Source organism: Microbacterium sp. M1A1_1b, assembly GCF_053345565.1.
In genome coordinates, this window is the sequence record NZ_JBKFAJ010000001.1 from 158,055 (window position 1) to 178,336 (window position 20,282).

The window sequence follows — 20,282 nt, forward strand, 5'->3', positions numbered from 1 at the left end:
GTCGGAGTCCGACGGTACCCGGGGATCAGCGCCCACGTTGCGTGGCGAGCATGCCGACCGTTCGCCGGTCGAACTCGGCCAGTGCCCGACGGGTCGCGGCGGACAGGCGCGACGACGGGATCCGTCCGCCGATCCCCAGCGCCCGGTCCGACGGCAGGCGCAGCACACTGCTGTGGTCGTGCCGGAGACGGAACTCGTCGAGCGTCCGACGGTCGACGTCGGACCCGAACGGGGTGTTCACCACGACGAGGGTCCTGGTCGACGCGGTCCGACCGGAGCGCGTGGTCGCGACCTCGAGGACCCGGGCGGCGTCGGCGAGCCCGACGACCGTGGCGGGGGTCACGACGACGAGCAGGTCGGCCGGGGACGCCAGGGCGTCGATGCCGCCGCGCAGTGCATGCGCCCCGACGTCGTGCACCGCGACGGTGTCCTCGACCGCGGACACGTCGTCGCCGTTCGGCAGCCGCAGTCCGAGGTCGCCGCCCGAGTGGTCGTACAGCACGGGTGCCCCCACGACGGAGGCCCGGCGGAGCGCCTCGAACAGCAGCGCCGCGACCGTGGTCGTGCCGACCCCGCCGGCGGTACCGGCGACGACGATCCGGACGGGGGTGACGGTCACCGGTCGACCTCGTCGGGCTGTCCCGGAGCGCGGAAGTGCGCGACCTGGGCGATGAACGAGCGTTCGCCACGCCGCAGCATGCGCCCGCGCCCGGCGGTCATCGGCTCGGCGTACACCTGCGCTGCGATCTGCCCCTCGCTCCGTTCCCCGGACATCAGGAACGTGCTGCCCCCGGTGTCGCGGAGCGCCTGGAGCGTCAGGTCGAACAGCGCGCGCTGCAGACCTGCCACCGGGCGGGCGACGAGCACGTGCAGGCGCAGGTCACGAGCCGACGGCAGGTACGGCAGCAGGGGCTCGAGCGGCTGCGTCCCACCGCTGGCCAGGATGTCGAAGTCGTCCACGACGACGACGATCCTCGGTCCGGAGCCGCGCTGCGCCGAGGCCTGCCGCTTGGCGAGTTCCTCGGCGATGGCCGCTGCGAGCGACCGGGCTTCGAGCGCACTCGACGCCTGGCCACCCAGGTAGTCGTCGGGACAGACGTCGGCGAGGGCGCCGCGGCTGTCCATCACGGCGACGACGAGCTCGTCGGGGGAGTGCCGGTCGACCAGCCCCTCGACGACCCCGCGCAGCAGCGTCGACTTGCCCGACCGCGAGTCACCGAAGACGAGCAGGTGCTGGTCGCGGTCGCCGAGCTCGAGGAACGCCGGCTGCATCGTGTCCTGGCGCAGCCCGAAGGGCACGCGGTCCGGCTCGGCGAACGGGTCGGGGAGCTCCGCCGGCTCGTAGTCGGCGGGCAGCAGGCGGATGGGCGCTGCCCCGGGGCCGGACCAGCTGTCAGCAGCCCGCCGTGCCAGGGCCTCGAGTGCGTCCGCCACGTCGTCGTCGTCCACGTCGTCCATCACCGGCAGTGCCAGCTGGACGAAGCGCCGCTCCTCGGTGATCGCGCGGCCCCGCTGGTCGGCGCGGATGGTCTGCGAGAGCCGGCGGTCCACGACCGAGTCGGCCGGGTCGTTCAGGCGCAGTTCGACCCGGGTCCCGACGAGCGGCTGCACGGCCATGCGCAGCTCGTTCCACCGGGTCATGGTCATGACGACGTGCACGCCCAGGCCGGATCCGCGCTGCAACAGTTCGCCGAGGACCGGTTCGAAGCGCTCGTACTCGTCGCGGACGGCCCCGTACCCGTCGACGAGCAGGACGACCTCGGCACTCGGCAGCTCCGGCAGGCCGCCGGCCGCGTGCCGGGCGCGCAGCGCGTCGAGCGAGTCCACCCCGTGCACGCGGAAGGCGCGCTCCCGGGTGGCGAGCATGAGCTGGAGCTCCTCGAGCAGTCGCTGCATGCGCGCCGGGTCCGCCCGGGTCGCGACACCGCCGACGTGCGGGAAGGCCTCGATCCGGGCGAGCCCGCTCCCGCTGAGGTCGAGCCCGTACAGGCTGACCTGCTGTGGGGTCGCCGTCAGGGCCGTCGACGCGGCGATCGACCGCAGCATCGTGGAACGGCCGGACTGCGGGGCGCCGATCACAGCGGCGTGCCCGCCGGCCCGCGTGAGGTCGAGGTACCACGGACGCTGTGACTGCTCGGACGGGTCGTCGAGCAGACCGAGCGGGATGCGGAGCGCCGGGACGTCGTCCACTCGCTCGGTGATGACCCGCGAGAGCGCGAGCCGCGTCGGCAGCGGCGGCAGCCAGATCGGCCGGGTGGTGCGGTCGGCGTCGAGCAGGCGCTCCACCGCTTCGTCGACGAGGGCGCGTCCGGTCTGCGGACGGCGGAGCTCGGTCTCACCCGGTCCGTGGTCACCGGCGTCGGAGGCGAGCGTGTTGAAGACGGGCAGGAGGACCGGTTCCGGCCGCGTCTCCGGCTCGGTCCGCACGGTGGTCGCCTCGACCGGCCCGGAGACGTACCCGGCACGGAACCGCCGGTAGACGGACGTGTCGACCTTGAGGTAGCCGTACCCGGGGATCGCCGGCAGGTGGAACGCATCGGGGCGGTCGAGGATCGTCGAGCTCTCGGCCTCCGAGAACGTCCGCAGGCCCAGCCGGTAGGACAGGTACGTGTCGAGCCCGCGGAGCCGACCGGCCTCGATCCGCTGGCTCGAGAGCAGCAGGTGCACGCCGATCGACCGACCGATCCGGCCGATCGTCATGAGCAGCTCGATGAACTCGGGTTCCGCCGTCAGCAGCTCGCCGAACTCGTCGATCACGAGCAGCAGATGCGGCAGCGGTGGGAGTTCCGGTCGCTGGGTCCGGAGTTCGCGGTAGTGCGTGATCGACGGCGCGTTGTCGGCGTCGCGCAGCACCCGCTGTCGCCGGACGACCTCGCCGGCGATCGAGGCGCGTGCGCGTTCGATCAGCCCGGCGTCGTCCTCGAGGTTGTCGATGATGCCGGCGATGTGCGGCAGGCCCGCGAACGGCGCGAACGCCGCACCGCCCTTGTAGTCCACGAGGACCATGCTGAGGTCCTCGGGGGAGTGCGACAGCGCCAGGCCGAGCACGAGGGTCCGGAGCATCTCCGACTTGCCGGAGCCGGTCGCACCGATGCAGATGCCGTGCGGGCCCATCCCGAGCTGCGCGGACTCCTTCAGGTCCAACAGCACCGGTGCGCCGAAGTCGTCCAGGCCGATCGGCACCCGCAGGAAGTCCCGCGGGGACCGCGGCACCCAGACCTGTTCCGGGGAGACGTCCGCCAGGTCGGTGATGCCGAGGAGCTCGGTCACACCGATGCCGTCGACCGACTCGGCGGCGTCCTGCGCGGTGAGGCTGAGCCGCAGCGGTGCGAGCTCGCGGGCGAGCGTCTCGAAGGTCGTCGCCGGTACCCGGTCGATCCGGAACCGGGTCTCGACGACCTCGCCGTCGGCCTCGCGCCGTGCGTCGGTGACGGTGGCGTCGTCGTCCTCGACCACGATCCGGACGGTGACGTCGGACGGCTCGTGCAGACGGTCCGACAGCAGGTGCACCGTCGTGACCTGCAGCTCCGACAGACCGAGGTCGGCGTCGGGCACCGGCAGGTCGGAGGCGATGTGCCCGTGGTCGTCGACGAACACCACGAGCCGGGCGTTCTCGGCCTGGTCGCTCGTCCCCGAGCTGCGCTTGGCGGTCGCGGCGAACTGCGCCCGGTCCGCCAGCTCGCCGCCGATGACGCCGAGGAGCGACTGCACGTCGGGGGCGATGCGTCGCGCCGGCACGTCACCGTCGAGCAGCTCGTCGTCGACGGCGTGCGGCAGCAGGTCGAACCCGCGCCAGTCGTCGGCGCGGGCACCGGGGTGCACGAGTGCCAGGTGCAGGTCCTCCGGGGAGTGCAGGGTGGCCAGCTGGGCGATCATCCCGCGTGCCACCTCGAGCACGCGGTCCCGGTCGCCGATCACTGCGACGTGGCCGGCGCGGTCCAGGTCGACGGTCACCGGCATGCCCGCGACGGTCGAGTAGTGCTGGACGACCGTGCGCGCCTCGTCCAGCATGATCGGGTCGAAGGGCTGCACCGGGTTCTCGTCGTCGGGCAGCGCCAGGTCGAACCAGCGGACGTCACCGACGCCCCCGCGGACGACGAGGAAGTCGTCGTGACCGCGCCGGCGTTCCCAGAGCCGCGCCGGGTCACGGACGACCTCGATCAGGGCGTCCGGCTCCGGGTTCAGCACGCTGGCCTTCGCCCGGACGTCGCGGGCTCGGGACCGCATCTCGGTCCGGGTCCGCTCGAGGAAGTCGAGGTAGCGCTCGCGCTGGGACCGTCGGGTGCGCGCCTGGGTCCCGCGCTGCGACACGGCCATGCCGACGCCCCCGACCAGGGCGACGACCAGGACGACGGCGCCGATCACCATGAACACCGGGTTGGCGTTGCGCAGCACGACGATCATGACGATCGACGACAGCGATCCGACCACGGGCAGCAGGGTCTGGATCGGGATGCCGCCGACGGGTCCTTCCGGCAGCGCGGGCGGCGGGGCGAGCGGTTCGGTCGGCTCGTCGCGGAGCGGGCGGCTCACGCGCGTGGGCCGGTGCACGAGTCGTCGGGTCATCGTGCGCTCCGTTCCGTCGTTGCGCCGACGGTCCTCGTGTCGAGCAGCGCCGCGGCGAGCCGGGCGTGCGCGGTACGGGTGGCGACGGTCAGGTCGCGGCTGGACCGGGGCACGGCGGCGAGTCGTGCCGCCTCGGCCGGGATCCGCAGCACGGTCGCGTCCGGCCACCGGACGGCCTCGACGGCGCGCGAGCCGGACCGGCCGACGTCGACCGCGGCGACGACGACGATGGGGCGGTGCTCGAGCGACCGGATCGCGTCGACGACGGCCATCGCGCGCTCGAGCGACACCCGGTCGGTCCTGGCGACCAGGCAGACCGCATGGCTGGCGTAGGCGACGGCGGTCAGGTCGACGCCCGGCAGCCGGACGCCCCAGTCGGTGCAGACCACGTCGAAGAACCGCGTCACCGGGGCGACCGCCTCGGCCCAGCGGGACTCGGTGGCCTGGCGGGGCGGTGCCCCGAGCTCGTCGTCGGTGCCGGCTTCGCGGACGTCGAGCGCGTACAGCCCGGAGCCGGCGCGGACCAGACCCGCGGTGGCGTCGGCCGTGCTCGCCGGGTCGCGCCGGCGGGCGTCGTCGTCCGTCGGGGGCAGGTCGGGCAGCCCCGCGTGCCAGAGCATCGACCGTGAGCCCCCTGCGGCATCGACGCCCAGGACCGGACCCGTCCGGCGGCGGGCCAGCAGGTTCGCGACGAGCGACGCCGTCGTCGACGCACCCACACCGCCGGTGAGCTGCACGAATCCGAGCCGTCGGCTGAGGGCGAGCGGCGCGCGGATCGCACGGTCGGCCTGCTCGAGCACACCCGTCCCGAAGGCCGTGGCACCGAGGACCGCAGCGGGCGCGGTGCCGACGAGTGAGCGCAGCGCGCCCATCAGAAGGCCCCGAGGAGCTGGCCGTACACGCCGAACGTCCCGATCAGCAGCGGCACCAGCGCGATCACCGCGAGTGACTCGACGACGTTGCCGAGACGCCGGAGCGACGCGCGCTGGTGCCGGGCGGGGGTCACCAGCACGAGGAGGGCGACCACGACCGCGAGCCCGGCCAGGACTGCGGGGGCCAGGGCTCCGTCGTCGCCGCGCAGGTGGACCGTCACGCCGACCACGATCGCCGGCACCGTCGCGGCCCACAGTGCCGCGACCTGCCCGGCGAGCGGGAACGCCCGGGTCCGGAGGGCGGTGACGGTCACGAGCGCGACCCCGAGCCACTGCGCCCAGGGACCGGTCGCCTCGGCGACGCCGACGAGGGCGACGGCGAGTGTGGCGGCCACGGCGAAGGTGGCCCACGTGAGCGTGCGGTACGCCCGGTCCACGGTCGTCAGGACGGTCTCGCGGCGGGCGAGCCGCCCGGTGATCACCTGGTCGTCCAGGCCGGTCAGTCCCGACAGGGACATGGCGTACCAGGGGATGAGTCCGATGACGACGACCGCGGCGGTCGCCAGGACCCCGGCGCTCTCGGCGCCGGTCATCGGACTCCGCTCGAGCAGGGTCGCCACACCGGCGCCGACCACACCGACCGCCGATCCGAGCGCGGCCGGCGCGGAGCGGCGGCCCAGGCCCGCGACCAGGAAGAGTGCGAGCCAGGCGGCGGTCGCGGTGGGCGCTGCGAGTCCCTGCGTGACGGAGCCGGACGGGCCGGCGGAGCCGAGCAGGGCCTCCAGGCCGACCGCGGTGGGGAACGCCAGCCCCAGCGCCGCCGCGAGGAGTGCCCAGGCCACGGTCCGGGCCCGGGCCAGGGCGAGCCCCAGCCCGGCGACCACGCACACGGCCCAGGCGAGTGCCGGGACGCCACCGAGGCCGGGGACGCCGAGGGCGGCGACACCGGCGGCGAGCGTCAGCACGCCGATGCCCACGCCGCCCACCAGCAGGCGCGGTCCAGGACCCCACAGGCCGGAGCGGGACCCGAGCGCGTCGCTGACGGCATCGGTCACGTCGCTGACCTCGGGTGGTGGCGGGGCCTCGTCGAGTCGCAGCAGCCGCAGCACCTCACCGTCGGCGACGCCCTGGTCTGCGGCCGAGGCCGTGGTGTCGAGCTGTTCGCCGGTCGACCGGAGCAGCGTCAGCGGTCGCGCGACCGGGGCGACCCGCTCGTCCAGCAGCTCGACGAGCCGCGGGACCAGCGACCCGAGGGTCTCGTCGCTCGGGATGACGAGCGTCGCGCGGCGGGTGGCGCCGACGACGGTGAGACGCGTGAAGTCGGTCACCGGGTGCCCCCGCTCGTGGGTGCCGCGGTGCTGGTCGTCCCGGTCGACCCGCCGAGGCCCCCGGCCTGCCCGGTCTGGATGGCGTTGAGGACGAACGCGGTGCCGACGCATCCCGCGCACACCACGGCGGCGAGCACCACGCTGCCCACCAGGCGTCGGACGTTGTCGTTGACCGTGCGGCGTTCCGCCAGCTCGCCGATCAGGAAGGCCCCGCGCAGGCGGACCCGGTGCGTCCGCACCGACTCCAGCAGGATCGTGTCGTTGTTGTCAGGCACGGTCGGTCGTCTCCTCGTGGTGGTGCCGTCGGGGTCCGGGCATCATGCCGGTCCTCCGGCCGTCACCGTGTACTCGCGTTCGCCCAGCTCGACCCGCCAGCCCGTCGCCGCGGCCGTCCGCTGCCCGGGCACCAGCGGTTGGACCGCGCCCTCGGGCGAGGTGATGGTCGTGCCGTTCGTGGTGTGCAGGTCCGTCACCCAGAGCAGGTCGTCAGCCCACTCGAGCACGGCGTGGTTGCGGGAGAGCGTGCGGGCCATGTCGGGCAGGGCGTGCACGGTCACGTCCGGGCCGTCCGCCTCGGGGCGACGGCCCACCAGCACGGTGCCACGCACGACGATGGGGTCGCCGGAGACCGGCACCAGACGGACGTCGGCGTGCGGCGCCGGTTGGCGGCGGCCACCGCGCCGGTCCTCGGGCGTCCCGTCGTGACGCGCGCGAGCGGCGCGACGTCCCTCGGCCGGTGCGGGTGCCGCGGGCACGACCGCCGGGCCGAGCTGCTGCACGTGCAGGGCCGGCATCGCCGGTGTCAGCGGGTCGCGCCCGCGCCGGACGTCGGCGGTCAGGGTGGCGTGCGGCGACCAGGGCGCGAGCGCGCCGCGGACCGCGGTCGTCACCGTGGGCGGCAGCGCGCTGAGCACGTCGACACGGCGCAGCCGGGTGACGGCGAGTCCGAGGGTCCGGCCGGTCCGGCAGAGCAGGGCCAGCTGGGCCAGGACGACGACGACTGCCAGACCGAGGCCCGCGCCGACCGCGCCGGCCGGGTCGGTGCCGACGAGCGCGAGCAGCAGTGCACCGGCCGGGAGGATCGTGGCCAGGACGTCGACGACGCCGGCGGTCCGACGTCGGGTGGGGGACGCGGGCAGCACACCGGCCAGCAGACCGGCTCCGGTCGCGGTCGCCGCTCCGGTCGCGGCAGCCACCTGGGGTGCACCGCAGCGGGTGCAGAACCGTTCGGCGGCGGCCAGGATGCGCGAGCACCGGGCACAGCTCAACGAGCCGACGAGTGCGCTCGGCATCGGTTCCTCCCCGTGGATCCGCAAGGACTGCAGCGAGGAGAGGCTAGCAGTCGGCACGAGGTCGGGACCGGAACGTGCCGTTGCGCCTTGCAGGACCCGTTCCGATGGACAACAATGTGGACGTTGGTGCACGAGCGCACGACCGACTGAGGGGAACAGACGTGAAGTTCGCGATGGGGGCCGACACACTCGGCCAGCTGAGCAAGAAGACCGGCAGTGCATCCCAGGACCTCGGGTCCCAGGTGAAGGCACTGCTCGCCGCGGCCGAGCCGCTGCAGGGCAAGTTCAACGGTGCGGGCCGCGCGGCCTTCGACCGGTTCAAGTCGCAGTCGGACCAGGTGGCGAACGAGCTGAACGCCGCCCTCGCCGCGGTGCTGAGCGGCATCGGTGGCATGGACACCGCGTTCGGGCAGGGCGACCAGCACATGGCGGACGACGCCACGCAGGCGTCCGGCACCGTCAACTTCGACGCTGCGCGCTTCGGCGCCGGCCACTGAGACCAGGGGGAGAACCATGGCAGGCAACCAGGCAGACCGCCGCGACTACGACGTCGCCGCCTCGCAGAGCGCGCAGGACAACTTCAACCGCGTCGCCGCCCAGCTCGAAGCGCTGATCGACCAGCGCGACGGCGACGTGCGCGCCGCGATGAGCGACTACCAGGCCGACGGTGTCTCCGACGAGTACCAGTCGAAGGAACTGCGCTGGAAGAACGCCGCAACCGAGGTGCGCGGCATCATCGCGACCCTCCGCACCTCGCTGCAGTCGACCGACCAGACCGCACAGCAGACCATCCAGAAGGCCAAGAGCGCCGTCGACAGCATCGGCTGACGACACCGAGGGGACCGCTCGAGCCCTGACCGGTCGAGCGGACGGGTGTGAGCAATGACCTACAACGTCGACCCCGCGGGGGTGAAGACGGTCCTGACCGACGTGGCTACGGCGAGCCAACCCGTGATGGATGCGCTGGGTCAGATCGACGGCGCAGTGCAGTCCGTGGCGACCGCCGCGCAGTCCGAGCTGGTCAACGGCGCGCTGACCCGGTTCTTCGACGCCATGTCGGGCCACGTCACCACCATCACACGGCACGTGCCGGCGGCGATCGACGGAGCCGTCGCCGCGACGAACGCCGTGGTGCACGGGGACGACGACATCGCTGCGACGATGGAGCGCAACGCCGGGATCGCCGCGGCCGACGGCGACCTGTCGATCCTGGGAGTCGACCAGTGAGCCTGATCGACCCGGACGCGTTGCCCGGTGCCGCGCTGCAGCCGGCCGACGTCACCACCTCCGCGAACACCGTCGCCACGCTCGGGTCGACGATCACCACGGGGGGCGGCGACACCGTCCGTGCGTGGCAGGCGATCTCGGGCTCGTACCAGTCCGACGGCGCCGAACACCTGTACGACGTCATGACCCCGGTGGGCACCGCGACGACGACGCTGGGCGACGGACTCACCGCCGTCGCAGCGGCGCTCACGACGTACGCCGAGACCGTCACACCGATCAAGACGAAGCTCGACACCCTGCGCACCGACGCCGAGGACTTCGTGTACCGCGCGAAGCACTTCCAGCCGAAGGTGCAGGACTCGGACGACGGGTACGTCATCGCCTCACAGGCCGTCAGCACCCTCGGCGTCAGCCTGATCACCGGCACCAAGGTCGAGATCACGTCGTGGGACCAGGACCCGGACATGGTCGCCGAGAACAACCGGCTCATCCGCCGCGGTGCCGACCTCGCCGAGCAGTGGCTCGCCGCGCAGCAGACCTGCGCCAACGCGATCCTCGGGGCCGCCGACCTGGCTCCGTTGCCGGGCAGCGCCAGCGGGACCCCCGCGCAGGTCATGGCGGCGGCCGAGGCGTCGATGCCGTGGGCCGGGCAGCAGGACATCGTCACGCCGTGGGGGTCGACCGGCGACCGCAAGGAGTCCTGCGGCGAGAAGACCGCCGGGTTCCCCGCGCACCTGGTCAAGGGCGTCGTCGTGGACGGTCTGGGCGGGATGGCCAAGGGCCTGAGCTCGTTGCTGACCGGCTGGGACGGCACCGGGATCCCGTGGTACGCCGAGGCGATCGCCGGGGGGATCACCGGCCGTTCCGACATGGTCGGCGACGCGTTCGACCGCGCGGGGCAGACCTTCGGGGGTTCGTGGCTCGGCCTCGGCCACCTGGCGTCGGCGCTGTCCCCGATCGGCACCGTTGTCAACACCCTCGGCAACACGCCGCTCGGGAACTTCCTGCCGGAGGACACCCAGCAGTTCCTGTCCGACTGGGGCCACGACGACACCACCGCCCTGGCCGACACGGTCGGCGGACTCGTCGGGCTGAAGCTCCCCGACGAGTGGTGGAACGCGTCGTCATGGGACGGCTACAACATCGCGCAGTCGTGGGTCGACGACCCGGGCGGTGCGGCCGGCGCGAGTGCGTTCAACATCGGCACCCTGTTCATCCCCGGTGCCGGCGAAGCGAGCGCGGGTGCCCACGCGACCGCGGCGGCCGCCGATGCCGCGGGCGACGTCGCCCGTGCGGGCGGGTTCGCGGACGACGCTGCCCGGGCTGCCCGCGGCGCCGACGGGTTCGTCGACGCGGCGAAGGGCATCACGGGGACGGACCTGGCCGGTGTCGCCAAGGGCGTGGACGCGGAGGACGTCGCGAAGGTGACCCGCGAGGGCGACCTGCCGACGACGAGCGTCGACCTGGCCGGAGACGCTGCCAAGGTGGACGTCCCGCCCGTGACGCACGACGTGCCGCCCGCTGGTCACGACGTGCCTCCGGTCGCGCACGACGCGCCGCCTGCCGCGCATGACGCGCCGCCGGCCGCGCACGATGCGCCGCCTGCTGCGCATGACGCGCCGCCGGCTGCGCACGATGCGCCGCCTGCTGCGCATGACGCGCCGCCGGCTGCGCACGATGCGCCGCCGACCGAGCACGTCCCCCCGCACACCGGCCTCGACGCACCCCCGCCCGGAGCACCGGCGGACACCCCGTTGCCCGCACTCGACGAGGTCAACAAGCAGTACCGCACGAACGACGGCACCGGCTTCGTCAAGTCCGAGGACGAGTGGGCCACCGCCGTCTCAGAGGCCTACCCGACGCTCACGAAGGACGACGTGCTCGGTCTCTACGACTACACGACCTCGCACTACGGCGACATGAACGACCACCTGCGGGACCTCCACTCCCCAGCGGACGCGGCCTCGCTCGAGGCGGACATCTCCCGCACGACGGACGCCATCGCGAAGCTCCCGCCCGTCGAGGGGACCTTCTACCGTGGCGTGCAGTTCGACACGTCGACGTTGGACGGCCTGCAGGTCGGCAAGCCGTGGAGCGACGAGGGCTTCATCAGCACGTCGACCGATCCGACGAAGGCCTTCCCGGGGAACACGGTGCTGACGATCGAGGGGAAGACCGGCGTGAACGTCAAGCCCTTCTCGGACGTCATGCGCGAGGACGAGGTGCTGTTCCAACGGCACACGCAGTTCGAGGTCGTCAGCAAGGAGCTCGTGGACGGCAAGTGGCGGATCACCCTGCGAGAGGGCGCGGGTGGTTGACACATCAGCACGTGTGCAGGTGCTGCTGCAGGCGCTGTCCAAGCTCCCGGCAACCGAGGGGATCGTGTTCCACGGCGGCGGGCTGCCCGGTCAGTTCCGTCTCGCGGGGGAGTTCACGCTGCGCGGCCTCACCGCCACCTCGTCGGACCCCGACGTCGCGACCGAGGGTGACAGCGTCGACGGTCTCGTGGCGTTCCGTTCGCGGACGGGACGGAGCATCGCCCCGTTCTCGGCGCACCCCGACGAACACGAGGTCGTGTTCCTGCCCGGGTCCCGCTTCCGGCTCGTGGGAGACGTCTGGGTCGAGCGCCGTGGCATGCTCGTGACCGTCCTCGACGAACTCTTCGACGGCGTTGCGACCGACGACCCGGACGCGCTCCGACAGGCGTGCGCCGAGCTGGTCGCCCGCCACGAGCCGACCCACCGAGTACCGACGACGCTCGGCAAGTTCGCGTCGGAGTTGTCCTGACGCGACGGCCGCTCGCCGGGAGCGGGCTCAGCCGGCGGCGGCCGTGCGGATCGGTTCGGGGGGTTCCGGAGCGATGTCGAGCAGGGTGAGCGAACCGTCCTGCCCGATCACGGCGGGTCCGGAGCCGCGTCCCAGCCCCCCGCCCCGGAAGACCGGGAGCGCGTGGGGGCCGCACTGTCGCAGGAGCTCGCCGAACCAGGGTCCGTAGGACGGGTCCGCCAGTCGTGCTCGCGGGTCGAGGCCCGGTTCGAGCCCGTCGGCGATCTGTTCCGGGGTGAGTGCTTCGGACGGGTCGTGCTCGAACGGCATCTCCCAGTCCTCGGAACCGATGTAGACCGCCATCCGGAACGGCCGCCGACCCGAACCGGAACCCGAGGCAGTGAGCCAGCACCGCCAGTCGCCGATCTCGTACAGCTCGGGGAACACCCGCACCGACTGCCAGCCCCGCTGATGCAGGACCTGAACCGCCTGCAGGAAGGTGTACGAGGGTGTGAAGTCCATCGGCACCAGCGTACTGCGCCGGCTCCGGCACGATCGGAACCCGGTCCGCGCCGAGACGAGCGGCCTGTGGTCGGCCCGGTCCGTCAGCCCCCGCCGGTGATCGGCGGCACGGTCGGCGGGTCGAACGACGGGATCGAGAAGGACGGCACCGGCACGGGCGTCACCGTCCGGTCCGGGACCCCGGGCACGGAGTACGACGACACCGGCTCCGGCACGTCCGACGTCCCGCGGTCCGCGGGCACCTGCAGCCCGGCTGCGCCGGTGCCGATCAGTCCCGCCGTCAGCACGACCAGGGCGAACAGCCGGTAGCGGATCCCCAGGCTCCGGAAGTACCGCTGCGCCGCGAACCGGCCGGCGCGGAACGCCTCGACGGACATCGTCGCGGTCACGAGTGCGAGTGGCCACGCGACGGCGGTGACCAGCCCGGCCGGCGCAGCAGCGCCGATGGCCGTCGTCGTCCCGATGATCCCGAGCACGCCGACCGCCAGCCCGGACCAGAGCGCGAGTTCCTGCCGCAGGCTGCCGAACTGCCAGGCCGTTCCCCACGCGACCCGTCCGGTCCGGTTCCTGGCCGTGCGCAGGACGCGGTCGTCGCCGGGCAGCAGCACGACCACCGACGCCAGTCCGAGCACGGTCGCACCACCCGCGGCCAGTGCGGCGGGCAGTCCGTCCGGCCCTGGCAGGACCGGGGAGGCCCATCGCAGGGCGAGCGCGACGACGACGAGTGCGGCGGCGCCGACCCCGCCCCACCGTCCGAGCGCTGCCCCGCGCCGCGGCAGCGTCCCCAGGTAGCTCGCGGGGAGGCGGTCGCGCCGACGACGGTAGCGGCGCAGGACGACCCACGCGCCGACCGCACCGAGGACGGCCGTCACGGTCGTCGCGACCGCGCCGACCACGCCCGGTCCCGCGGCGAGCAGCACGGCGGCCACGAGCGCCGGGACGAGTGCCACGGCGGCGGCAGCGCGTCGCTCCCAGGTGACCGCGGCGTCGAGGAGCTCGCGGGACTCCTCGTCGCCCGGGTTCGTCACGAGCAGGTCGAGCAGCAGGTCCGGCTGGTCGGCGACCGGTGCGTACTCGGCGCGCAGGGCGAGCAGGCCCGGGTGCTGCGGGGCGCGCTGCAGCCCCTCGACGACCAGCTCGCGCGCGCGGTCGGAGTTGCGGTGCGCCCGCTCACAGACCGCGCCGACGGCGTACCAGTCGGGGGAGTCCGGCTCGAGCTCGATCGCCCGCTCGTACGCCTGCCGCACCTCGGGCAGCCGGCGTCCCCGGGCATCGATGCTCGCGATCGCGTGCTGCGCCCAGAGACCGGCCACGTCGGGTGCCACCGGGATGAGACGGGCGGTGACGTCCCGGGCCTCGGGCGCGCGACCGGCTGCGATCAGGACGGCGACCAGGCGCAGGTACGGCGGCAGCGTGTCCGGTGCGGCCTGGACCGCCGCACGTGCGGCCAGCTCGGCCTGCTGCAGGTCGCCACGCGCCTGGTGCAGCGCCGCCCACTCGCCGAGCAGTCCAGCGTCACCGGGGGCCTGGTCGAGTGCGTCGCGCAGCACACGCTCTGCGGTGTCCAGCTGCCCGAGCGCGCGGAGCGACCCTGCGCGGGACGCCGCGGAACCGGCGGCATCGGCACCGGCCGCACCCGCCGGGGTGTCAGAGGACACGCTTCTGCTTGAGGTAGGCGACCAGCTCGTCGTAGCGTCCGTCCGCGTTCGCGAAGGCCGCGACGTTCTTCGCCGTGACGAGCCACGACCCCGTCGACGGACGGACCTGGGTCAGCGCGTGCCGGACCTCGGCCATGCCCAGGGGTTGGATCTCGCCGGCCGCGACGGACTTCGCCATCGCCTGCTCCGCGGCCGAGGTCACCAGGTGGGCGAGGTCCGCGCCGGAGAAGTCCCCGGTCGCTGCGACCACCTGGCCCAGGTCGATGCCGGCGATCGGGCGGCGTGCGAAGTGGTGCCGCAGGATCGCCTCACGTGCCGGTGCATCGGGCGGCAGCACGAGGGTCATCCGGTCCAGTCGGCCGGGGCGCAGGAACGCCGGGTCGACGTCCCACGGGCTGTTCGTCGCCGCGAGCACGAACAGTCCGTCGTTCTCCGAGCCGACCGAGTCGAGTTCGAGCAGGAGCTGGTTCACCATCTGCCGCAGCCCGCTCCACCCGGTGCCGATGCTCGACCGGCGCGCGCCGAGCGCGTCGATCTCGTCGAGGAACAGCACGGCGGGCGCCCGGGTCCTGGCTGCCTGGAACACCGCGTGCAGGTTCTTCTCGGTGTTGCCGACGTACGGGTCCAGGATCTGGTCGATCCGTGCGGTCACGAAGTGCGCACCGAGCTCACCGGCGATGGCGCGGGCCATGAAGGTCTTGCCGCAGCCGGGAGGCCCGTACAGCAGCAGCCCCCCACGCAGGGTCTTGCCGAAGGCGGCGGCGATCTCCGGGTGCCGCATCGGCTCGAGGAACGACTCGCGGATGCGCTGCTTCACGTCCTCGAGTCCGCCGACGTCGGCGAGCGTGACGTCGGGACGCTCGATCTCGACGTCGAGGGCGTGGTCGCCGTCGCCCTCCACCCGGATCTTCTCGGGTCCGTCAGCCGGCTCGGCCGGCTCGGCGGGTTCGGCGTCGTCCGCCGACGGCTCGACGAACGGCGGCGGGACGCTGCGTCCCAGCTCCGCCTCGGCACGTCGCCAGTCGAAGCCCTCCGCGGGTCGGACGGGAGGCTCGGTGCCGGTGGCGTCGTCGGTGACCGGCACCGGGCCTCCAGGCCGCAGTGCGGTGCTCGCGTCCGTCAGGACCTGCAGCGCGAGCGCGTTGCCCGGATCCTGCTGCAGGACCATCCCGGCGTGCTGCAGGGCCTCGGCCGCACGGCCGCGCTGCAGCAGCAGCTGTGCGACCTGTCCGCGCAGTGCCACGTCGTCGGGTGCCGCCTGCATCGCGGCGAACAGGCTGGTGAAGAGGGGGTCGTCGGTCATCGTCGCCTCGCGTCCTGGGCGGACACGACGCCGTGCGCCCGCTCCGCGATCGCCGTCGCCAGCGCACTGCCGATCGGCTCGGTCTCGTCGTCGAACGGGACGAACACGTCCGTCCACCACCACCCGCCACCGTCGGCCTCGGGCGGCAGCGTCGGCACGTCCGGCAGCAGGCGACGGACCTCGGACGTCGAGCGGACCCGACGCGGGTGCTGGACCGTGGCCAGGAGGCGCCCGTCGCCGTCGGTGAACCGGGCGACCAGGCCGTCCCGGACCAGGCGCATGCCGATCCCGGGGTCCACCGCGGCCGCAGCGGGTCGGAACTCGGCGTCGCCGAGCAGGGTCGGCCCGAGGATGGTCAGCTCACGGGGCATGTGGGTCGTCCTCCGGGGTCGGGCCGGCGCCGAGGTCGCGGCCGGTGAGTCGTTCGACGGCGTCGCGGCCCAGGTGGTCGACCACGGGGCGGAGCCGTTCCCACCCGGTGGCGTCCGGTCGCGAGGGCCCGTCACGGAACCGCAGCACCAGGGACGGCAGACGTGGTCGGCCGACCCGCTCGGCACCGAAGCGCTCCCGCATCTCGTCGACGTCGAGCCCCAGGCCCTGCACCGCCGGTGCCCCGAGCAGCATCGCGACCGGCTCCGGGTCCTGCTCGAGGGTCGGGCGCACGGTCAGGTCCGCCGACCCGACGCGGGCGAACACCATCGCGACGAGTGGCAGCGCGCTCCGGCACAGGTCGGCGAGCAGGACGGTGGCGGCGTCGTGCGCACGCTGCACCCCGGTCGTGCCGGGGGCGCCGACACCGACCAGGCCCGTGACGACCTCCTCGACACCCTTGTCGGTGCGGCGGACGGTGACCGAGCCGGCAAGGGGTGCGTCCGCGGACCCGATGACCGAGAACCGGGCTTCGTGCGGCATGCGCGCCCGGGCGGCCGCGGTCAGCGTGTCCTTGTCCCAGGCGTCCTCGACGGGTTCGTGCGTGCCCCACCCGACCGGTGTCGTCCCCGGCCCGAGCGCGGCGAACGTCTCCCAGGCGCGGCCCAGCCGCACGCCGACGTCGGCACGGTGGCGGATCGACGCCGACACGACGAACTGGACCTGCTCCGGGCGGGGCACCTCGAGGAACCGCGGGTCGACGGCATCCGCGGCCGTCGGCGTCCGGAACGCATCGGCGACGCCGGCGAGCGCCGTGCCGGTCGACCCGTCGCGGAGCGTGCCGTCCTCGGCACGGACGACCCACCGGCCGTCGGCGCCGTCGAGCACCTGCCGGAAGGACTCGGTGAGCCGCGCGGTGTCCGGTGTCAGGACGACGACGCGGTGTCCGTCGGCCGCGGCCCGGACGACCAGGTCGGCCCGCATCGGCGTCAGTGCCACGACGGGCAGGACGGACTCGCTCACCACGTAGCCGTCGCCGATCCCGTCCACCAGCGGGTGTCCCGTCCCCATGGCATGGACCCTACCGTCCGGGGTCGCAACCGGACGCAACCTGCCCGCCCGTAGCGTCACGCACGGACGCGCCGACCGCGCGGCCACCGACACCGTCGTCGAAAGGGCACCACCATGACCATCGCAGCATCGCCGACCACCTACGCCGCTCCGGGCGAGGACGGATCCCTCGTCGCGTTCCGGCCGCGGTACGACCACTACATCGGCGGGGAGTACGTCCAACCGACCGGTGGGCAGTACTTCGAGAACCCGACCCCGGTCACGGGCAAGACCTTCACCGAGGTCGCACGGGGCGACTCCACCGACGTCGACAAGGCCGTCGCCGCCGCGTGGAAGGCGTTCCCGGCATGGGGCAGGACGAGCATCACGGAGCGCGCGAACATCCTGAACCGGATCGCCGACCGGATGGAGCAGAACCTCGAGGTGCTCGCCGTCGCCGAGACGTGGGAGAACGGCAAGCCGATCCGCGAGACCCTCGGCGCGGACATCCCGCTGGCGATCGACCACTTCCGCTACTTCGCCGGGGCCATCCGCGCACAGGAGGGGTCGACGGGGGAGATCGACCACGACACCGTCGCCTACCACTTCCACGAACCGCTCGGGGTCGTCGCGCAGATCATCCCGTGGAACTTCCCCATCCTGATGGCGGTGTGGAAGCTCGCACCCGCGCTGGCGGCCGGCAACTGCGTGGTCCTGAAGCCCGCCGAGCAGACCCCCGCGTCGATCCACGTGCTCATCGACCTGATCCAGGACCTGATCCCCGCCGGGGTGCTCAACGTCGTCAACGGCTTCGGGTTCGAGGTCGGCGCCCCGCTCGCCCAGCACCCCGACGTCCGCAAGGTGGCCTTCACGGGGGAGACCACGACCGGCCGCCTGATCATGCAGTACGCGTCGCAGAACCTGATCCCCGTCACGCTCGAGCTCGGTGGCAAGAGCCCCAACGTGTTCTTCGCCGACGTCGCGAACGAGAAGGACGCGTTCTACGACAAAGCACTCGAGGGCTTCGCGTTCTTCAACCTCAACCAGGGCGAGGTGTGCACGTGCCCGTCGCGGGCGCTCGTCGCGAAGGAGATCTACGACGGCTTCGTCGCCGACGGACTCGACCGCGTGCGCGCGGTCAAGCAGGGCCACCCGCTCGACATGGCGACGATGATCGGCGCGCAGGCGTCGAACGACCAGCTCGAGAAGATCCTGAGCTACATCGACATCGGCAAGCAGGAGGGCGCGAAGCTGCTGCTCGGTGGCGAACGCGCGGACCTCGGTGGCGAGCTGAGCGGCGGGTACTACGTCACGCCCACCGTGTTCGAGGGCGACAACGCGATGCGGATCTTCCAGGAGGAGATCTTCGGACCGGTGCTGGCGCTCACGAGCTTCAGCGGGTACGACGACGCGATCTCGATCGCGAACGACACCCTGTACGGGCTCGGCGCCGGGGTCTGGAGCCGCGAGGCCACCACGCTCTACCGGGCCGGCCGTGACATCCAGGCGGGGCGCGTGTGGGAGAACACCTACCACCAGTACCCGGCGGGTGCGGCGTTCGGCGGGTACAAGCAGTCCGGGGTCGGGCGCGAGAACCACAAGATGATGCTCGACCACTACCAGCAGACGAAGAACCTGCTGGTGTCGTACGCCGAGGGTCCGATGGGCTTCTTCTGATGCCGCACCCCACGGCGCGCGTCGCGGTGACGCCGGCGGCGGGGGAGCTCCTGCGCTCCCTCACCGCCCGGCACGGCCCACTGATGTTCCACCAGTCGGGCGGCTGCTGCGACGGGTCGAGTCCGATGTGCTACCCGGTCGGGATGTTCACGACCGGGTCCGGCGACGTGCTGCTCGGTGCGGTCGACGTCGACGGCATCGACCCCGTCGAGGTCTACATGTCCCGCTCCCAGTTCGAGTACTGGAAGTACACGCACCTGACCATCGACGTCGTCGACGGTCGCGGTGGCGGGTTCTCGGTCGAGGTGCCCGAGGGCAAGCGGTTCCTCACCCGGTCCCGCATGCTGGACGACGCCGAGCTGCTGGACCTGGGACTGGTCCCGTCGGGCGCACCGACGTAGGCTGACCGCACCTGCCGCGACGACGCGACGGGCGGACCCGGTCGGACGGAGGACGCATGCGCGCACCCCGTCCCGGGTCCGTCCGCCCCCTGGTCGCCGAGTCCTGGCGCCGGTCCGCCCGGGTCGACCCCGACGGCGTGCCCGCGGTCACCCTGGGCACCGACGAACTCGACGCCGCGCGGCGCAGCGGGCCACTCGCGACCCTGCTGCCGATCGTCCGTCGGCTGCTGCTCGACGACTCGCGCGCCGCCGGGTGCATCGTCGCCGTCGGGGACGCCGCCGGGCGACTCGTCTTCGTCGACGGCGCACCCGGAGCCCGCCGCGCCGCCGAGGACATGGGCTTCGTCGCGGGCGCGGACTGGGCCGAGGAGCACGTCGGCACCAGCGCGCCCGGCACCGCCCTGCGCCTGGACCGCCCCGTGCAGATCCGCAGCGAGGAACACTACGCGACCGCCGTCAAGCCGTTCTCGTGCAGCGCGGTCCCCGTGCACGACGCCGACGGCCGGCCGATCGGCGTCGTCGACGTCACCGGCGACGACCGTGCCGTCGAGCGCCACACCCTGCCGCTGGTGACCGCGACCGTCGCGGCCGCCGAGGCGGAGCTCGCGCTCGCGACCCTGCGCCGGCCGGACCGCACTCGGACCACCACGCCCGAGGACGCCGAGCTCGTGCTGCTCGGCGCCGACACCGCCGTGCTGCGCGCCGGCGGCCGCACCGTGGCACTGTCCGCACGGCACTCCGAGATCCTCGCCGTCCTCGCGACGGCCACGAGCGGGCTGCCCGCCGCCGACCTCGCCGCGGCGGTCTACGGCGACCCGTGCGCCACCACCACGCTCCGTGCCGAGCTCGTCCGCCTGCGCCGGGTCCTCGCGACGAGCGCTCCCTGCGTGACGCTGGCCTCGCGCCCGTACCGGGTGGGCGGGGTGCGCACCGACGTCGACGGCGTGCTGCGGGCGCTCGACCGCGGGGCGCGCCTCCAGGCCGTCAGCCGCTACCCGGGACCGGTCCTGCCGGGGTCGGACGCGCCGGGGGTCGACGCGCTCCGCGACCTGGTCCGCAGCCGCTTCCGCGAGGCGGTCGTGACCGACGGGTCCGCCGACGCGCTGCTCGCGTGGTCCCGCACCCCCGACGGCGCCGAGGACACGCACGTGCTCCGTGCACTGCTCGGCGTGCTGCCGCCGCGGTCCCCGCGCCGGGCGGGGCTGGTGGCCGCCGTCGAGGCGATCGAGGGCCGCTGACGGTCCGCTGACC

Annotated in this window: 19 protein-coding genes; 8 read left to right on the top strand and 11 right to left on the bottom strand. The window is 73.5% G+C overall.

What is annotated here, in order from left to right:
• Nucleotides 1-25: 25 nt before the first annotated feature.
• The 6 genes from ACLBWP_RS00720 to ACLBWP_RS00745 are packed head-to-tail and all read right to left on the bottom strand — an operon-like array spanning nucleotide 26 to nucleotide 8,058.
• Nucleotides 26-619 (bottom strand): hypothetical protein, encoded by a 594-nt coding sequence (locus ACLBWP_RS00720; protein WP_243562048.1) that lies wholly within the window; start codon nucleotides 617-619, stop codon nucleotides 26-28.
• Nucleotides 616-4,566 carry a type VII secretion protein EccCa gene (eccCa, locus tag ACLBWP_RS00725; RefSeq protein ID WP_447653649.1) on the bottom strand — a complete coding sequence of 1,317 codons (3,951 nt, stop codon included), beginning with the start codon at nucleotides 4,564-4,566 and terminating at the stop codon, nucleotides 616-618. The genes ACLBWP_RS00720 and eccCa overlap by 4 nt, the downstream gene beginning before the upstream one ends.
• Nucleotides 4,563-5,438 carry a hypothetical protein gene (locus ACLBWP_RS00730; protein ID WP_447653650.1) on the bottom strand — a complete coding sequence of 292 codons (876 nt, stop codon included), beginning with the start codon at nucleotides 5,436-5,438 and terminating at the stop codon, nucleotides 4,563-4,565. Before ACLBWP_RS00730 ends, eccCa begins: the two co-directional genes overlap by 4 nt.
• Nucleotides 5,438-6,766, bottom strand: a complete 1,329-nt coding sequence (locus ACLBWP_RS00735; protein ID WP_447653651.1) for an EsaB/YukD family protein — start codon at nucleotides 6,764-6,766, stop codon at nucleotides 5,438-5,440. The genes ACLBWP_RS00730 and ACLBWP_RS00735 overlap by 1 nt, the downstream gene beginning before the upstream one ends.
• On the bottom strand, nucleotides 6,763-7,041 hold the full coding sequence (locus ACLBWP_RS00740) for a hypothetical protein (protein WP_447653652.1): 279 nt from the start codon (nucleotides 7,039-7,041) through the stop codon (nucleotides 6,763-6,765). The genes ACLBWP_RS00735 and ACLBWP_RS00740 overlap by 4 nt, the downstream gene beginning before the upstream one ends.
• A 42-nt stretch (nucleotides 7,042-7,083) precedes the next feature.
• Complete coding sequence (locus ACLBWP_RS00745; protein WP_447653653.1) at nucleotides 7,084-8,058, bottom strand: FHA domain-containing protein; 975 nt, start codon at nucleotides 8,056-8,058, stop codon at nucleotides 7,084-7,086.
• A gap of 161 nt (nucleotides 8,059-8,219) precedes the next feature.
• On the opposite strand from ACLBWP_RS00745, the gene ACLBWP_RS00750 reads away from it, so the two are divergent.
• From ACLBWP_RS00750 to ACLBWP_RS00770, 5 genes are read left to right on the top strand one after another with little or no spacing between them, the layout of a single operon-like run.
• The gene (locus tag ACLBWP_RS00750; RefSeq protein WP_447653654.1) at nucleotides 8,220-8,555 is read left to right on the top strand and encodes a WXG100 family type VII secretion target; all 336 of its coding nucleotides are present in this window, start codon (nucleotides 8,220-8,222) and stop codon (nucleotides 8,553-8,555) included.
• Nucleotides 8,556-8,571: 16 nt separating this feature from the next.
• Nucleotides 8,572-8,886: a pore-forming ESAT-6 family protein gene (locus ACLBWP_RS00755; RefSeq protein ID WP_243562054.1), complete on the top strand. Its 315-nt coding sequence runs from the start codon at nucleotides 8,572-8,574 to the stop codon at nucleotides 8,884-8,886.
• A gap of 54 nt (nucleotides 8,887-8,940) precedes the next feature.
• Nucleotides 8,941-9,285, top strand: a complete 345-nt coding sequence (locus tag ACLBWP_RS00760) for a DUF6507 family protein (protein WP_447653655.1) — start codon at nucleotides 8,941-8,943, stop codon at nucleotides 9,283-9,285.
• Nucleotides 9,282-11,603, top strand: a complete 2,322-nt coding sequence (locus ACLBWP_RS00765; RefSeq protein WP_447653656.1) for an ADP-ribosyltransferase — start codon at nucleotides 9,282-9,284, stop codon at nucleotides 11,601-11,603. The genes ACLBWP_RS00760 and ACLBWP_RS00765 overlap by 4 nt, the downstream gene beginning before the upstream one ends.
• Complete coding sequence (locus ACLBWP_RS00770; RefSeq protein ID WP_447653657.1) at nucleotides 11,596-12,072, top strand: hypothetical protein; 477 nt, start codon at nucleotides 11,596-11,598, stop codon at nucleotides 12,070-12,072. Before ACLBWP_RS00765 ends, ACLBWP_RS00770 begins: the two co-directional genes overlap by 8 nt.
• A gap of 27 nt (nucleotides 12,073-12,099) precedes the next feature.
• Here ACLBWP_RS00770 and ACLBWP_RS00775 read toward each other — a convergent pair whose 3' ends face one another.
• From ACLBWP_RS00775 to ACLBWP_RS00795, 5 genes are all read right to left on the bottom strand, one after another.
• The gene (locus ACLBWP_RS00775; protein WP_447653658.1) at nucleotides 12,100-12,573 is read right to left on the bottom strand and encodes a hypothetical protein; all 474 of its coding nucleotides are present in this window, start codon (nucleotides 12,571-12,573) and stop codon (nucleotides 12,100-12,102) included.
• Between the two features lie 83 nt (nucleotides 12,574-12,656).
• On the bottom strand, nucleotides 12,657-14,231 hold the full coding sequence (locus ACLBWP_RS00780; RefSeq protein WP_447653659.1) for a tetratricopeptide repeat protein: 1,575 nt from the start codon (nucleotides 14,229-14,231) through the stop codon (nucleotides 12,657-12,659).
• A complete protein-coding gene (locus ACLBWP_RS00785; RefSeq protein ID WP_447653660.1) occupies nucleotides 14,221-15,534 on the bottom strand; it encodes an AAA family ATPase in 1,314 nt (437 codons plus the stop codon). Before ACLBWP_RS00785 ends, ACLBWP_RS00780 begins: the two co-directional genes overlap by 11 nt.
• A complete protein-coding gene (locus tag ACLBWP_RS00790; protein ID WP_447653661.1) occupies nucleotides 15,531-15,905 on the bottom strand; it encodes a hypothetical protein in 375 nt (124 codons plus the stop codon). Before ACLBWP_RS00790 ends, ACLBWP_RS00785 begins: the two co-directional genes overlap by 4 nt.
• Nucleotides 15,895-16,974 carry a DUF6177 family protein gene (locus ACLBWP_RS00795; RefSeq protein WP_447653662.1) on the bottom strand — a complete coding sequence of 360 codons (1,080 nt, stop codon included), beginning with the start codon at nucleotides 16,972-16,974 and terminating at the stop codon, nucleotides 15,895-15,897. Before ACLBWP_RS00795 ends, ACLBWP_RS00790 begins: the two co-directional genes overlap by 11 nt.
• Before the next feature lie 114 nt (nucleotides 16,975-17,088).
• On the opposite strand from ACLBWP_RS00795, the gene exaC reads away from it, so the two are divergent.
• Genes exaC through ACLBWP_RS00810 form a run of 3 tightly spaced genes read left to right on the top strand, consistent with a single transcriptional unit; the run spans nucleotide 17,089 to nucleotide 20,269 of the window.
• On the top strand, nucleotides 17,089-18,630 hold the full coding sequence (exaC, locus tag ACLBWP_RS00800; protein ID WP_447653663.1) for an acetaldehyde dehydrogenase ExaC: 1,542 nt from the start codon (nucleotides 17,089-17,091) through the stop codon (nucleotides 18,628-18,630).
• Complete coding sequence (locus ACLBWP_RS00805) at nucleotides 18,630-19,031, top strand: DUF779 domain-containing protein (RefSeq protein ID WP_447653664.1); 402 nt, start codon at nucleotides 18,630-18,632, stop codon at nucleotides 19,029-19,031. Before exaC ends, ACLBWP_RS00805 begins: the two co-directional genes overlap by 1 nt.
• A gap of 56 nt (nucleotides 19,032-19,087) precedes the next feature.
• Entirely contained in the window at nucleotides 19,088-20,269 is a 1,182-nt protein-coding gene (locus ACLBWP_RS00810) for a GAF domain-containing protein (protein WP_447653665.1), read from the top strand.
• Nucleotides 20,270-20,282: the final 13 nt, after the last annotated feature.